Source organism: Pseudomonas sp. FSL L8-0168, from assembly GCF_037976155.1.
Classification (GTDB): domain Bacteria; phylum Pseudomonadota; class Gammaproteobacteria; order Pseudomonadales; family Pseudomonadaceae; genus Aquipseudomonas; species Aquipseudomonas paracarnis.
Window position 1 is genome coordinate 2,729,408 of sequence record NZ_CP150262.1, and the last position, 14,950, is coordinate 2,744,357.

The window sequence follows — 14,950 nt, forward strand, 5'->3', positions numbered from 1 at the left end:
ACCATTTCCCATTGAAGCCTTACCTGCCATGACGTGACAGTCCCGCTCTGCATAATTGAGAAGGGGCACACCGTGAAGCTATTGATCATCGAGGCACCTGGGAAGCTGAAAAAGCTTCAGCCAATGATGAAGAAACTGCGCCCAGGCGAACACTGGTTGGTTGTCGCCAGTGGTGGGCACATACGTGACTTGCCCGCCAGAGGGCAGGACGACAGCATGATCACCACAGGCGTCCGCAAAAATTACACACCGGTGTACGAGATCCTGGATAAGAGCGCCAAGGCCGTGCGGACCATCAAGGCCGCAGCTAAACAGGCCGATGAAATCTACCTCGCAACCGATCCGGATCGCGAAGGTGAAAGCATCAGCTGGCACATCCAGCAGGTACTGGCGGTCAAATCCTACAAACGCATCACCTTCAATGAAATCACCCTGAAGCGTGTCGCAGAGGCTCTAGCCAATCCTCGCCAAATCGATTTGAACAGAGTCGCGTCACAAGAATGCCGGCGTGTACTTGATCGTTTGGTGGGTTACCTGGTGACTCAGGAGCTACGCCGACTGATGGGCAAGCCCACCTCTGCAGGCCGCGTGCAATCGCCTGCCGTATACCTGGTGGTTTTGCGCGAGCGCGAGATCCGCAACTTTCAGGTAATCAACCACTTCGGTGTGCGTCTGAACTTTGTGGATATGAATCAGGGCACCACCTGGTATGCAGACTGGCAACCGGTACCGGATTTCGCGAGCAAAGACTTTCCTTACGTTCAAGATGCCAACCTGGCCCGACTCGTCGCCGGCACACGTAATGTCGTCGTCGAGTCCTGTGAAGACCGCAAGGCCGAGCGCCACCCACCCGCGCCCTTCATCTCTTCCACCCTTCAACAAGCAGCCAGCAACGCCTTGAAATGGGACCCGGACAAGACCATGCAAGTCGCCCAGCGATTGTATGAACAAGGCGTGATCACCTACCACAGGACGGATAATCCCAACGTACCAGACGAGGCCATGGAGGATATTAGAACCGTAGCTAGATCTATCGGATTGAAGACCGTCGACGAGCGACGTACATTCAAGGCCGCCGAAGGCGCGCAGGAAGGCCACCCCGCTATTACCCCGACGCATTGGGCTGATACAAAAGCTGGTGAGAACGACGAGGAACTCGCCCTGTACAAGTTGATTTGGGTCCGGGCGCTGGCCAGCCAGATCGAAGCGGCGGTATTCGACGTGCGTGCTGTAAAACTGCTCGCGGTTGGCCCAAATGGTAAGGCTTTGCGATTCAATGCAACTGGTGAAACCCTTTTTCATCCTGGGTGGCGGAAACTGCTCAAGGGCGATGACACAGACGATGAGGAAGATGGAGCAGCGAGCAACCCAGTTCCTGCACTCACACCAAAACAGATCATCTCTGTGCACAACGGAGAACTGCTGAAGAAGAAAACTCAGCCGCCATCCCGCTACACCAAGGCCAGTCTAATCAAAGAAATGGAGCGCCGCGGTATTGGTCGTCCCAGCACGTTCGCCTCGATCTTGAAGAACATCACCAGCAAAGGAATGATTGAGGAAAAAAGCCGCAAGCTGGTACCGGCGCCGCTGGGGGAGGAAACAATCGCGAAGCTGGAAGGGTTCTACAGTTTCGTGGAGCTCGATTTTACGAGGGAGCTGGAGCGGGATTTGGACAAAGTCGCCCAGGGCCAAGACACCTATGGAGCTGTCGTTGCGCGTCTGCATAGACGCCTGGAAGAGGAACTGTCTCAGCAACGTGGAATGCCGAGTGTGCCGATGGCGTCCGCTCCACGCCCAGCCACAGCAGGTGGCGCTTTCAACTGTCCCAAGTGCAATCAACCCCTCGCAAGGCGACAAAAAAAAGGGGGCGGTGGCTATGACTTTTGGGGTTGCACAGGCTTCAAATCGAATGGATGCAAGGTGAGTTTTCCAAACTTGAATGGCAAACCAGATCTCAATAAACCCAGAGGGGTGTGACTTCTGCCATTGCCGATATAAATCACCGACAACGCCGTTACGCATTAACCCTAGAAGCCCACCATTCCTATACCTGACAGTCCTCTGCGAAATTGCAGAGGAGGTCATGGGTGAGCGTACAGAAGAGACAATCGGTGGTGGGGCTGCGCATCTTAGCGCCGAAGCTGGAGAAGTTCTCAGACCGGCAAATTGAAGTCGCCCAGACCTGGGCTTTACAATTTAACGTACCGCCCTCCCAGCTGACCTCCTTCATCGATACCTATCTGAGTTCCACTGTCCATACTCGTTGCTGGTGCGTAGCCCTGCCCTCTACAGATGATCAAACACGGCGGCTCCTGGCCAGAATCGGCGATCACCTCCAGTACTTCGATGGTCATCAGGTTAAGGCCTGCAAAATCTTCAGCAAGGACCGCGTGCATAAGAGAAAACCCACCGCAATGGTGGCCCAGCAGCTACTGCTCAGGTTTGAAAAACGCTGGTATGCAGACGTCCTACTGACCTCCTTCTGCAAGTCTGCTGGAGAGAGGGCGAAAGCCCTTTCGATTGAAGATCTAGGAAGCTTTAATCGCCGCGGCTTCGATTGGACGGCGAGCAACAATCGGTACTTCAATCCCCGCACCCGATTTTACCTGAAGCAGATTGGCAGCACGCTGAAGCAGTTTTGCCAGTGTCTGGACCAAGAGCTTTTATTCGCCATTCGTTCAGCGCAATGTCCCTCACCCAAGCTCTATAACTGGCTGGCTCAAGGTGACCGAAAACGCCGCCTTCAGGCCCTAAAAGCCCAGCCAGTACTGATTCCACTTCTGGTACTAGCAGATCAATGGCCGTGGCCGTGGGATGGGCAGCAGCAGGTATACATGAACTGCCCATGGGATGAACTTCAGGCGTGGCGCCCATACTGGAGTGAGGACCGTTATTTGATTTCCGCTGAAGAGTGCCTGGTAGGTCGCATAGCCGACGCGGGCCTCCCCCTTTCCGACACACTGGCTTGGCTGCTACAGGCGCCGCGCGCTGCAGTGCGCTACCTGGGTCAACAGCGGGTATTCGATACCGGCAGTGCATTGACCCGTATCAGCCGCGAGGGGCCACAAGGACCCTGGCATCGACTGCTGCTGGGAGCCTCACTGGGCAATCGCCGTCCTCTTAAAAAAGCGCACTGGATCACTCTCTTCGCGCTGCTGGATAAAATCCCGTATCAACTGCTGGATCAAACGCAGGACTGGAACAGGCTGCTGTCAGGGTGTCCAACTGATTGGTCGGACGACAATTGGTCCAAAATCGCCGACGACTTTCGAGACCTGAACGAGCTCTTTAACAACGTTGATGAGAGCGACGGACCAGCTTCTGGTGAAGCACTGCAGAAACTCAAAAGCTTCATTGCTACTGCTTCCTATCACCAGATCGCCAGCTTGGTGAATGGCTTTCACCTCGCGTTGATAGACATCCGTGAGGCTTTAGATGCAGTAGATCCACAAACAAGAACAGACTCTTTAACGCCCTGGAAGCCGCTGCTTTATTCAACCAGCACACCCCTCGTGAGTCCAAATGGGCTGCAAATTATCGAACTGAAGTGCCCCGCCGATCTTGATGCGGAACATCGAGCGCTGGGCCATTGCATTGATGGTTACGACTACAGTGCTTATCGGGGCATCTGCCGTCTTTTTTCGGTTCGCGAAAACGGGAAATCGTTGGCCTCTGCAGAAATCCAAATGGATGAAAGTGCCTGGGGCGAAACGTTAGCAAAATTGACTCCCAAACACCTGGTGACGATACAACTGAGAGGGCTCCGCAATCGCACACCTAAGTCGGGCTCCAGGGTTGACCGGGCCTATCAATGGTTTTGGGCAAAGATCAAATCGGGTGAGCTCGCCATTAACCTGGAATGGCCCGACCAAACACTATCCATGTCGCGCTATACAAATCGAAACCGGAAAAAAATGCATGCCCAGGCCTGTGCGGAATGGATCAACCAACGATTGAGCAGGACATGAGTCGTCCACGTCTGATGAACCGCCGGCAGGACCTGGTCGAAAAAGTCATTTTTGACGGCTATGACTTCGGGGTCTTAATGCAATACGTTGAGGGTGCGAACCGGCTGTTTCTCGAACGTAATGGTTTCTATATTCGGCGTGCCGAGCATCCTCAACATCGCTATTGGCGATTACCAAAAGGCAAGTTGCTGGATGACCTGGATGTGCTCTTCCACCGTTTGATGGAGTTGTCCGAGGACCGTTTCAATGAAAGTTGGGAGACGTTTTCACATAAAATCACAGCCGCACAAAACGACCCAGATCGGCAGGCATTCACGTGGGGGCTGACCTTTCGGATAGCTCCACTCGTTCAGGGCGGGATCCTGCTGTCAGGTGACTACCATCCTGGCGCGGTCGCCGTTTCAAGGCGCATGCACGGCGTGTTTCTCGGGCATTCCAAGTCCTGGCGCATTGACGCTGGTGCGGAAGTGGTGCGAAGCAACTTGATCCTGGAGCTTGGATTGTCGGAGGATCAGTTCGAAATCCTCGACACCGTGCAAGAGCTGCTGACCGACGGATCCGTTGTTCCAGCTGATGAAATCACCCGCATCAGTCTTGGTGGACCGCCACAAGAGCGCGCAGCAAAAGCGGCTGACGATAGCACCTCAACCGATGTGTATTTAGCCGCGGTGCCCTCAATCGAGCGCACCGGGTCCACTACCGAACAGATTAACCAGGCATTGGCTGGTTATTCTTTACTGGACCATCAACCGGCAGGCATCCGGCACTTGCTACAGCGCACAAGCGCCTTGCTTGCGGATGACATGGGGCTTGGTAAAACTCGCCAAGCAATCATTGCCGCTGCAATCCGAGCAGCTAATAGACCCATCTTGGTTATCACCCTGTCGACGTTGATCATCAACTGGCAACGCGAAATCCAGATGGTGTATCCCAAGGCCACTATCGGCCAACAGGTCTTTGATCCCTCTTCGCAATGGATTATCACCAACTACGAACGCCTTGGCGATTTTGTTCTGCATGCAGGACACTTTGAAGTGATGATCATCGACGAGGCGCACCGCCTGAAAGAGCCGACCGCCGCGTGGACACGTCACGGCTTCGACATTGCCGCCAAGATACCCAACCGTTACCTGCTGACGGGTACGCCAGTCCTCAACCGAGAATCTGAGCTGCACACGCTGCTACGGCTATCCGGCCACCCCGTTGGGAAACTGCCCTTGAAAGAATTCTGCGAACAGTTCGCCGGCAGTCAGGATTTCCGCATGAATCTGCGGGGCGCAATCGGCGATTGGATGCTCCGTCGACGCAAGGATGTCTTGCCCGGTCTCAAGGGCAAACAGCGCCAAACTTTACCCATCGAACTCACTGCTGAAGAGCGCAAGCAATACGATCAAATTCGGCTCGAAGACAGGCCTAGCCTCGCCAGGTTGGGATCACTGCGTCAGTTGCTTGAGCAGGTAAAGATTCGTGTCGTAATGGATCTGCTGTGCGAACTGGACGCGGAGGACAAAGTAATCTTGTTCTGTGAGTTCAAGGATACGGTAGGAACACTTCGCACTCGGTGCAAGCAAGCTGAGTACGGGTGCGTCACGGTTGTCGGCAGTGACTCTGTAGGCAAACGGCAGAAGGCGATCGATCAATTCCAAAGTGATCCAGAAACCCGCGTCTTTGCCGCCACTACCTCCGCTGCCGGCACCGGCAACAACCTCACTGCGGCCAACTATGTGATGTTCCTGGGCCTCCCCTGGACGCCTGGACTGCAGGACCAGGCTGAGGACAGGGCCTACCGCAATGGGCAATTGCGCATGGTCGTGGTGAAAATCCCGCTGGTGGAAAACACAATCGACCAGATGCTTTGGCAAATGCTGCAGGATAAGCGTCAGTTGGCAAGTGACCTCATTGAGCCCGACGCGGCCGGCAACGCGAGACAAGCATTGGCGACCAATTTGTAGATCTGCGGTATATCACTGCTTCTTAGTGGCTGAGACCTTGTAAACGTACTTGGAACCATTACTTTTGTTTTCTGGAATCTAATAGGCCTCCCCATCGGCAACAATAGTTTCGTTCGATATCTGCAAACTTCCGAAAGTGGCAAATCTATTTCGATTTTACCCACTTTGCTCGTATTCATTTCGAGGAGTCGAACATAATTGACTTTGTTACGTATTAGAATCTTCCCATCGCTCATAATGGCCGTCGAGACCCATTCAGAAGAGACTGATCTCACTGAAAGGCACGGACAGTTTTGGCGGACTCGTTGAATCCAGCGCGATACGCCAATATCCAACATCATGCCAAGCGCCATGCTTGAATCCTACTTCTGGATACGTACCGATGTGAGCGAAGCCTAGTGCTTCATGCAGCCCCACGCTGCCATCGTTTGGCAGCGCGATCCCGGCAAAGGCTGCGTGAAACCCTTGCCTTTTCAATGTCGGCAGCAACACGCCATACAGTGCCCGGCCGACCCCGCTACGGTGCGCTTCTGGCGATATATAAACGGTGACGTCGACCGACCAGCGATAGGCCTCACGAGCCCGGTGCTGACTGGCATATGCATAGCCGATGAGCTGGCCGTCTCGCTCCGCTACCAGATACGGGTAAGTCGGCAAAGTCGACCCAATCCGCTTGGCCATCTCTTCGACTGTGGGCGGCTCAAGCTCAAACGAAATCGCCGTATGCTCAACCATCGGTGCGTAAATTGCCTGGATGGCTTGAGCGTCCGAAATCTGCGCAATCCTTACTGTGGTGTTGCTCATCCTCTATCCCCTTGGTCGCTCAAATCGATCTTTGATTGACTCGTTTCGAGAGTGCTTCGGCGCTTTCCTTGCGCTCCGAATAGCGGTCTACCAAATACGTTTCCCGGCCCCGAACCATCAGCGTGAACTTCATCAGTTCCTCCATCACGTCCACAACACGGTCGTAGTAGGCGGATGGCTTCATACGCCCTGCGTCGTCGAACTCCAGAAAGGCTTTGGGTACTGACGACTGGTTTGGGATGGTGATCATCCGCATCCAGCGCCCGAGGATCCTAAGCTGGTTTACCGTGTTGAAGGACTGTGATCCACCGCAGACCTGCATGACGGCCAACGTCTTGCCCTGGCTGGGGCGGACAGCGCCCAACGTGAGAGGTATCCAGTCTATTTGGGCTTTGAATACAGCAGACATTGCACCGTGACGCTCTGGCGAACACCACACCTGTCCCTCTGACCACAGAACCAGATCCCGCAGCTCTTTAACCTTTGGATGGTCTTCCGGAGCGTCATCAGGGAGAGGCAGACCCGAGGGATCAAAGATGACGGTCTCGGCTCCCATTAGGGTCAGGATGCGCGCGGCCTCTTGGGTCAGCAGCCTGCTGAAAGAGCGCTCACGGGTTGAGCCATACAGCAACAAGATGCGTGGTTTGTGAGTCGGTTGCTCGTTGCCTTGCAGGCGATCCAGTGTGACGAAGTCGATTAGCGACTGATCCAGATTAGGTAGATCCAGGCTGCTTTCCGAGGAAAATTCGTCCATTACAGTTCACCTATTTGATCTAGCTCGCGCTTCAGTTCCTGCGGTGTGAGCGCCGAATGATCCAAGCTGAAGAATGCCTCGAAACGCTTTTTAATCTGGACGACGGTCGCGTCAAATGCGGCTTGGATGTCGCTGTCTGTGCCTTCTACATCGGAAGGGTCGGCGAGGCCCCAGTGGCTTTTGACAGCAGGCCCGAAATAGACCGGGCAGGGTTCGCCTCCAGCCTTATCACACACGGTGATCACCACATCCGGTGGTGAGTCCGAAAACACCTCTGAGCCTTTGCTGTAGAGATCTGTGGTGTCGATACCAAGCGCTTGCAACGTACTCACGGCGCGTGGATTCAGTTGTCCGCTTGGGAAGCTGCCCGAACTGACGGCGTTAAAACCGCTCGGGGCCAGGTGGTTGAACAACCCCTCCGAGAGAACGCTCCGGCAGCTGTTTGCCGTACACATAAATAGCACTTTCATGGGTTTCTCCTAGACAGGGATGCTCAGCCGCGACGCCAGTGCCACCAGCGTTACCAGCAAGATAGGGAGGGTGAGGATGCTGCCGACTTTGAAGTAGTAACCCCAGGTGATGCGGATATTTTTCTGCGCTAGCACATGCAGCCACAGCAACGTGGCCAGGCTTCCGATGGGCGTGATCTTGGGGCCAAGATCGCAACCGATGACGTTGGCGTAGATCATGGCCTCACGTACCAGTCCTGTAGCGTCGCTGCCCTGAATGGACAGAGCGCCGATAAGCACACTCGGCATGTTGTTCATGATCGAGGACAACAGCGCAGCGGTGATACCGGTGCCCAAGGTAGCGGCCCATAGGCCATGCTCGGCAAATATGTTCAGCAGCCCCGAGAGCGAGTCGGTTAGGCCAGCATTACGCAGGCCATAGACCACCAGATACATGCCCAGCGAAAACACGACAATTTGCCAGGGCGCGTCCTTGATGACCCTTCTCGTGGAGATGATTTGGCCTTTACCTGCGATGACCAGCAGGATCATTGCACACGCAGCAGCAACAGCGCTGATGGGGATACCTAACGGCTCCAGTGCGAACAGACCAACCAGCAGCAGGCCAAGTACCCACCAGCCAGCAATGAAGGTCGCCCGATCTCGAATCACCGACTCCGGGGCCTCAAGCTGATCCGCGTCGTACTGGGCGGGAATGTCCTTGCGATAGAACATCCAGAGCATGAACAGTGTCGCGGCCACGGCCACTAGGTTCACTGGCCACATGACAGAAGCGTATTCACCGAAACCCACGCCAAAAAAGTCTGCCGAAACGATGTTCACCAGGTTGGACACCACCATCGGCAGACTGGCGGTATCAGCGATGAAGCCTGCGGCCATCACGAATGCCAAGGTGGATGCCGGGCTGAAGCGAAGCGCCGTCAGCATCGCGATGACGATTGGGGTCAGAATCAGTGCGGCTCCATCATTGGCGAACAGTGCCGAAACGGCTGCACCGAGCAGGATCATCAGCGCAAACAGACGTCCGCCTTTGCCCCGACCCCAGCGAGCGACATGAAGCGCCGCCCATTTGAAGAATCCCGCTTCATCGAGCAACAAACTGATGATGATCACAGCAATGAAGGTCGCGGTAGCGTTCCAGACGATGTGCCACACAACCGGCACATCCCCTAGACTTACGGCGCCAGTCAGTAGTGCCAGAACGGCACCCGCTGCCGCGCTCCAGCCGACACCTAACCCCTTGGGTTGCCAGATAACAAAGACGAGCGTAACTACGAAAATCGATGCTGCGATGAGCATGAGTATGTTCCAGATCAGGATGTCAGCAGCAGGAGGCTTGGCGCACGGGTCTGTCTTCCATGGAAGCCAGCCGTCCTTGATGGTCGTTAACCCAGGACTGGTGTGCCTGCGTAGTGACGTTCAGAACATCCAGTGCCCACTGTTCAAGCTCGGGATGCAGCCGGTAGTAAACCCACTGACCCTGCCTCCGATCTGCGAGTAACCCGCAAGCACGCAGTTGGGCAAGATGCCTGGAGACCTTCGACTGGTTATCGTCCAGTGCCCAGATTAACTCGCACACGCACAACTCACCCTCAGCCGAAAGCATGAGCATGATCCGGGCGCGAGTTTCATCACCCAAGCACTTGAAGAATGTGTGTGGTGTAAGGCTCATAAGCAATCGCTCTGCATATGTGGATAATCGAATATGCAGATTTAACCACGTTCAGCCTGCTTGCACAAATGCCTGTGGCGGGAGTTAACGATGGGGATCAATGCTCACCGGTCGACCACAGGGTAACGACCAGGAGGGATTAACAATCGCCTCAGCACGCGGACGGAGATTTGATGTTCGAATGGATGTTCGCTGAACGCGATTTTGGATTCATTACTCTAGGCGTAATGGCAGGATAGCTGGTCAGGTCGAATGCAATTGAGTGGTCAGCGTGAATGCAAATGAATGCTCAGCGTGAATGGAAATGGGTGATCAGATACTAGGTAATTTTCCACCTCGGTCGCGTCATCTTTGTATAGCCTATAAATACCTATAGACGTAGTTTTCTATTTCCTACTGCGCAGCTGGTACCAGCCTGTCACCGTTCCCCTATCATTACAGGGGGCCTCTCGGCACATGATCAGGCACGTCACCACGCTCTCGCTTCTAGCGTTAATCGCCAGTTGCACGACCCAAACGGCGCAGACACCCAAGCCCGCTTTCGACAGCAGTCGCAATCCGGACATGTTGACGCCAGACCTCTATCCTGGCGGCGCCGTTCCTGAAAAAGAACCAGTAGTGCGCTATGGCCGCTACACCCTCGTCAGCACGCTGCCAGATTCTGGCCAACGTGACCTGATGGCTCAGATTATCGACATCAGCATTCCAGCCAACATGCACCCAAATGTGCATGAGGCCATGCAGTACGTGGTGGACCGTTCAGGTTATACGCTTTGCTCGGCAGACTCTGGCCACGTCAACATCCTTTACACCCGACCACTCCCAGCAGCCCAATATAAACTTGGCCCTATGACCCTGCGTAACACCCTGCAGGTGCTCGCAGGTCCGGCCTGGCAGGTGAAGGTCGACGAGGTCAACCGTCAGGTGTGCTACGTCCTGCGCCCTGGCTACCAGCTCCCGGACTCTCCACGTCCTGCATCAACTCAGATTGCTCAACTCAACACATCGACAGCTGCACAGCCTATCGCAGCGAAGAGCAATAACAATGATGCGGGCAGCCAAGTAGTAGTCGCCGCCGTTCCCCAAACAGCGCCTTTCACAACAACGGCATCAGCCGCTACCCCTGTGGCGAACGCTGCACCAGCCAAAACCGTGGCCCCTCCTACGGTGATTACCAAGGATGGCTCTACAAAACAAACGTCTGCCTTGCCGACTCAGAGTCCGGCCTCGACTTCGTCCAGCAACCCAGATGCCAAGGCCGCTTCAACTCCGAAACTGGTCACCGCGCCGTCCGCAGTTTCTGCAGCGCCAAAGCCGGTTGCGACGGACATTGCAGCGCCGAAGCCGCTGGCCCAGACATGGACGGCTTCAACTGGCTCAACCCTTCGTCAAACCGTCGAAGGCTGGGCTGAAAAAGCGGGCTGGAAACTGATGTGGCAGGTCGATGATTTGGATTACTCAATTGACGCTCCACTTCGATTTGAGGGCAGTTTCCAAGAAGCCATTGGGTCGATTTTCCCTCTCTACGACTCGGCTCCACGGTCCTTTCTGGTCGATGTGGTCGACAGTAACTCCTCACAGCGGCTGATTTTTATTACAGAGAGGAACAAATGATGACTGCTCGTCTCTGGATCAAAAGCACAGCCTTGTCACTTATCGTCGCACTGGTGAGTTCCTGTTCGCTGCAGCGTGTGAATGAATCGGCCAGCCGAGCTGAAAATGACGCTGCGACAGCCTCTCAATACAGCCGATTTCTGAGAAATCAGCAGCAAGAGTCCGCGCGCGCTACGGTGGTGTTCAGCGACAAACCATGGGTGTCCAAAAAACCGCTGGTCGCCAAGCGTGGTTTACCGCTGACCATGGATTGCGACATCACCTATCGCCCCTCATATAACGTTGGGATCGCTGAGATCGCGCAGTACATCACTAGTGAATGTGGTGTACCGGTCATCGTAGCCCCTGACGCAATCGACCCAAGTGTCCTTTCCAGTTCGACGCAGGGCAACTCAGGACCTGCAGTTCCACCTGGTTTGGGCTCTGCCGACAACCTGACCAACTTCATGCCCGCCGGCGTCATCGGCAATGTTCCGAGCAACGCCCGCTCAATGAATTCGATTGGGCTGACTGCACCCAACACATTCCCCATTAAGTACAGCGGCAAGCTGTCAGGGTTGTTGAATCAAGCGACCTCCCAGTTGGGCTTAGCGTGGAATTATTCCTCCGATGATCGAAGCGTGCATGTCACTTACTTCGACACCAAGACGTTCGACGTCTGGGCATTTGGTGATGACCAGGTCATTGAAAGCACAGTGAAGTCGGGCTTGCTGACCGCTACAGGCAGCGGGAGCAGTTCCGGTGGTGGTGGCGGCGGATCTTCGTCGACAGGTGCATCGGGTGAATCAGGCAGCAACCAGAGCACCACCGTTACCATCAAGACCTCGCTGATCGGAGACATTGAAAAAAACGTCAAGGCGATGCTGAGCCAACAGCCCCAAGGTCGGATGTTCCTCTCGCGTTCCACTGGCACCCTGACGGTAAGTGATCGACCAGAAGTACTCTCAAACGTTGCTAAATACCTGAATTCGATCAACAGCAGTATCACCCGTCAGGTGTTGTTCAACGTCAAAGTTTTCGAGGTAACTCTCACCGACACAGACCAGACCGGCCTGGACTGGACGGCTGTCTATACGTCCTTGAGCAACAAATGGGGCTTTTCGCTGAAGAATGCCACCACCGGCATAAGCACGGGCGCGGTGTCGGGCTCGTTGAGTATTTTGGACACGTCGAAGTCTCCTTGGGCTGGCTCCAACTTAATCATCAAAGCACTTTCCGAACAGGGCCGAATCTCGAACGTTCGCTCGCCGTCGGTCACCACGCTGAATCTGCAGCCGGCACCCATCCAGATCGGCAACGTAAAGAGCTATGTCGCATCAAGCTCGACAACCACTACGGCTTCCGTTGGATCGTCTACTTCGCTCACCCCCGCGACTATCACCAGCGGCTTCAACATGATGTTGCTCCCTCGAATCATCGACCAGGACAACATGTTGCTGATGATCACCCTGAGCATGAGTAGCAAACCGACCTTCACCACTTTTACGAGCAACGGCTCCAGTGTCCAGACAGCGGATTACGACACCAAGAATCTGTCGCCCAAGGTCAAATTGCGCAGCGGTCAAACCCTCGTACTGACTGGTTTTGAGGAGAACAGCGAAAACGCAACCAAGTCTGGCGTAGGGGATCCTGGATTCTTCGGTTTGGGCGGCAGCCGTGTCCGCACCACAGGGCACAGCGTACTCGTAGTGCTGATTACTCCTGTTGTTGATAGCGACACAGGCAGCCCCAGCGCGGTGATTTCACCTGCTGCCAACGAGCCTTGGGGCTCTTGCCCTACCCCACTGCTGCATTGCACAGGTTCCAAGGGGTAAGCCATGGTTGCGGAAACCTCAAAAAATGCACGCTCTGCTCGAGTCCAGGTACTCCAGTATCGTGGAAAATCATTTGTCACCGGTCTGCGCTGGCATCCGCTGGGTAGTGTCACCGGGCACATGAAGGAAGCGCGCCAGTACGGTCGTGAGCACCACCTCGACATTGTCGCCATTAGAAGAACACCAGCCATTATTCAGGCAGGTTTTGTAGCGCGCAGCGAGGAGGTCATCAAAGGGATGTACTCGCTCGCGGCCACCCTGGCTGGACAGCTGGGGGACTCATGGATCGCGGCCTGGAAAACTGAAAGCGAGATTGACCAATATGCCCTCGTTGCTGTGTATCAAGGTGGCGTGATCTCTGGCTGCGACATGATCGGCACTGGTGCTGAGGTCCGCCGCCGAGTCGCGCAACAACGCAGTCGTGGGATCAACTTCGACAACGAGTACCTGCCCCCAGAGTTCGATATGGGCGGTCAACCACTGGACGTGGCAGAGCTGCTTCAGCCGTCGCATCTAAAACGCGAGTACCGGCTACGGCCACTCGTCTTTGGGCTATCCAAACCAGAACTTGTACAGCTGGCGGTTCTTGGCGTGCTGATCGCTGCCGGCATCATCGGATGGGCTCAATGGCAGAACCATCAGGACCAGATAGCCAAAGAGGCGGCTTTCCAGGCTGAACAGCAACGCCTGGCAGAGTTGGCCAGACTGCAAAAAGAATCCGGTATGGAACAGACGCCCCAAGCGCTTGAACACCCTTGGGCCAAACGTCCATCTGTTGCAGATTTCCTGGAGGGTTGCAGCAACGTCATTTATCAGTTGCCTCTGTCCATTCAGGGATGGCAGTTCACGAGTGCCGTCTGCGACGGCGCACAGGTTTTGTCCTCCTATAAGCGCTCGGGCAATAGCACGGCCGACAAACTGATACAGGCGACGCAGGGCCACTTTTCTGATCGGCCGGCCTTCTTTGACGAGGGCAACTCGGCCACGTTGAAATTCGACATCTCTCTACCCGCAGCCGGTGATGAGCCTCTAAAAGACGCCATCGTGATGTTGGCGAACCTGTCGTCTTGGCTGCACAGCTTCACTCAAACCCCAGTGCTGAAAGAAGTGCCGGTCGTTGTGCCCATTCAACCAGCGATACCGGGCCAACCTGCGCCACCGCCGCCCCCACCGCCTCAATGGAAGCAATTCGAGCTGAGCTATGCCACTGGCATTACGCCGCTGGACTCATTATCCGGCGCACCCAGTCAGGGCTTACGGCTGCGCGAAATCACAACCAAATATGAGACCGGCCACCTTGTCTGGTCAGTAATAGGTGACCTATATGCGAAATAAAGCGCTGTGCTTTTTGTGCTCCATCCTTGCGTTAGGGGCACCATCGAGCTGGGCAGATGAGAACACCCTATCTGGGGTGAACGTCGGCGAGCTGGCCCAGATTCAAAGCCAGACGATCTTGTTGAATGCCAAAGCCGAGAAGGCCAAGGCCGAAAGATCGATCAAGGGCGAAGACCAAAGTGCGACGACGCAGCCGTCAACTGTGTTTTTTTCTCAAGGAAACCTCACACAGCCGGCTGCAGCCTCGGCGCACAGCAGTGATACACAGTCTGACTTGCCTGTCGTGAAAGCGGTATTCGGCTCAGCAAAACGGCTGCGTGCGACTCTGCTCTACAGCAGCGGATTTGAAGTAGACGCAGATGCCTCATCTCGGGAGTTACCCGGTGGCTATCGCATGGCCATCCTCTCCGTCGAAAACGTGACCCTCGAGCGTGGCGGTAAGCGCTACCCCCTCGGCTTTTCCAGTACGCCCCCGGCCAGCTTGAGCAACGTTAACAATTCAGCCCCCAGCATTACCCCATCAGCACCTATGCCGCCTGGGCTGATCCCTGGCCAACGTTGATTGAG

General features: G+C 55.2%; 12 protein-coding genes. 7 read left to right on the forward strand and 5 right to left on the reverse strand.

Translation table 11 applies throughout. The features are described 5' to 3' along the window. Positions 1–72 precede the first annotated feature (72 nt). The 3 genes from topA to MHH62_RS12020 all read left to right on the forward strand — a co-directional run bounded on the left by topA (position 73) and on the right by MHH62_RS12020 (position 5,920). Entirely contained in the window at positions 73–1,977 is a 1,905-nt protein-coding gene (topA, locus tag MHH62_RS12010) for a type I DNA topoisomerase (protein ID WP_008437341.1), read from the forward strand. A 110-nt stretch (positions 1,978–2,087) separates the two neighbouring features. After that, on the forward strand, positions 2,088–3,968 hold the full coding sequence (locus MHH62_RS12015) for a hypothetical protein (RefSeq protein ID WP_019818088.1): 1,881 nt from the start codon (positions 2,088–2,090) through the stop codon (positions 3,966–3,968). Then, positions 3,965–5,920 carry a DEAD/DEAH box helicase gene (locus MHH62_RS12020; protein ID WP_024073377.1) on the forward strand — a complete coding sequence of 652 codons (1,956 nt, stop codon included), beginning with the start codon at positions 3,965–3,967 and terminating at the stop codon, positions 5,918–5,920. The genes MHH62_RS12015 and MHH62_RS12020 overlap by 4 nt, the downstream gene beginning before the upstream one ends. A gap of 255 nt (positions 5,921–6,175) precedes the next feature. Here MHH62_RS12020 and MHH62_RS12025 read toward each other — a convergent pair whose 3' ends face one another. The 5 genes from MHH62_RS12025 to MHH62_RS12045 are packed head-to-tail and all read right to left on the reverse strand — an operon-like array spanning position 6,176 to position 9,620. Continuing rightward, positions 6,176–6,724 (reverse strand): arsinothricin resistance N-acetyltransferase ArsN1 family B, encoded by a 549-nt coding sequence (locus MHH62_RS12025; protein ID WP_008437347.1) that lies wholly within the window; start codon positions 6,722–6,724, stop codon positions 6,176–6,178. A gap of 19 nt (positions 6,725–6,743) precedes the next feature. Then, positions 6,744–7,478 carry an arsenical resistance protein ArsH gene (gene arsH / locus MHH62_RS12030; protein ID WP_008437348.1) on the reverse strand — a complete coding sequence of 245 codons (735 nt, stop codon included), beginning with the start codon at positions 7,476–7,478 and terminating at the stop codon, positions 6,744–6,746. Continuing rightward, a complete protein-coding gene (locus tag MHH62_RS12035) occupies positions 7,478–7,948 on the reverse strand; it encodes an arsenate reductase ArsC (protein WP_008437349.1) in 471 nt (156 codons plus the stop codon). The genes arsH and MHH62_RS12035 overlap by 1 nt, the downstream gene beginning before the upstream one ends. A 9-nt stretch (positions 7,949–7,957) precedes the next feature. Next, on the reverse strand, positions 7,958–9,247 hold the full coding sequence (locus MHH62_RS12040; RefSeq protein ID WP_008437350.1) for an arsenic transporter: 1,290 nt from the start codon (positions 9,245–9,247) through the stop codon (positions 7,958–7,960). 22 nt (positions 9,248–9,269) lie between these two features. Further along, complete coding sequence (locus MHH62_RS12045) at positions 9,270–9,620, reverse strand: metalloregulator ArsR/SmtB family transcription factor (RefSeq protein ID WP_008437351.1); 351 nt, start codon at positions 9,618–9,620, stop codon at positions 9,270–9,272. 456 nt (positions 9,621–10,076) lie between these two features. Between MHH62_RS12045 and MHH62_RS12050 the strand changes: the two genes are divergently transcribed. Genes MHH62_RS12050 through pilP form a run of 4 tightly spaced genes read left to right on the forward strand, consistent with a single transcriptional unit; the run spans position 10,077 to position 14,945 of the window. Beyond that, positions 10,077–11,234, forward strand: a complete 1,158-nt coding sequence (locus MHH62_RS12050) for a TcpQ domain-containing protein (RefSeq protein WP_019818090.1) — start codon at positions 10,077–10,079, stop codon at positions 11,232–11,234. Beyond that, complete coding sequence (locus MHH62_RS12055) at positions 11,234–13,048, forward strand: PilN family type IVB pilus formation outer membrane protein (RefSeq protein ID WP_019818091.1); 1,815 nt, start codon at positions 11,234–11,236, stop codon at positions 13,046–13,048. The genes MHH62_RS12050 and MHH62_RS12055 overlap by 1 nt, the downstream gene beginning before the upstream one ends. Before the next feature lie 3 nt (positions 13,049–13,051). Next, positions 13,052–14,383: a type 4b pilus protein PilO2 gene (pilO2, locus tag MHH62_RS12060; protein WP_024073376.1), complete on the forward strand. Its 1,332-nt coding sequence runs from the start codon at positions 13,052–13,054 to the stop codon at positions 14,381–14,383. Continuing rightward, a complete protein-coding gene (gene pilP / locus MHH62_RS12065; protein WP_008437355.1) occupies positions 14,373–14,945 on the forward strand; it encodes a type IV pilus biogenesis protein PilP in 573 nt (190 codons plus the stop codon). Before pilO2 ends, pilP begins: the two co-directional genes overlap by 11 nt. The last annotated feature ends 5 nt before the right edge of the window (positions 14,946–14,950 follow it).

What these genes read in the sequence shown, in the direction of transcription:
- pilO2 (WP_024073376.1), top strand. Translation starts at nt 13,052, where the DNA reads ATGGTTGCGGAAACCTCAAAAAATGCACGCTCTGCTCGAGTCCAGGTA.
- MHH62_RS12020 (WP_024073377.1), top strand. Translation starts at nt 3,965, where the DNA reads ATGAGTCGTCCACGTCTGATGAACCGCCGGCAGGACCTGGTCGAAAAA.
- MHH62_RS12025 (WP_008437347.1), bottom strand. Translation starts at nt 6,724, where the DNA reads ATGAGCAACACCACAGTAAGGATTGCGCAGATTTCGGACGCTCAAGCC.
- MHH62_RS12040 (WP_008437350.1), bottom strand. Translation starts at nt 9,247, where the DNA reads ATGCTCATCGCAGCATCGATTTTCGTAGTTACGCTCGTCTTTGTTATC.
- MHH62_RS12035 (WP_008437349.1), bottom strand. Translation starts at nt 7,948, where the DNA reads ATGAAAGTGCTATTTATGTGTACGGCAAACAGCTGCCGGAGCGTTCTC.
- arsH (WP_008437348.1), bottom strand. Translation starts at nt 7,478, where the DNA reads ATGGACGAATTTTCCTCGGAAAGCAGCCTGGATCTACCTAATCTGGAT.
- MHH62_RS12045 (WP_008437351.1), bottom strand. Translation starts at nt 9,620, where the DNA reads ATGAGCCTTACACCACACACATTCTTCAAGTGCTTGGGTGATGAAACT.
- pilP (WP_008437355.1), top strand. Translation starts at nt 14,373, where the DNA reads ATGCGAAATAAAGCGCTGTGCTTTTTGTGCTCCATCCTTGCGTTAGGG.
- MHH62_RS12050 (WP_019818090.1), top strand. Translation starts at nt 10,077, where the DNA reads ATGATCAGGCACGTCACCACGCTCTCGCTTCTAGCGTTAATCGCCAGT.
- MHH62_RS12055 (WP_019818091.1), top strand. Translation starts at nt 11,234, where the DNA reads ATGACTGCTCGTCTCTGGATCAAAAGCACAGCCTTGTCACTTATCGTC.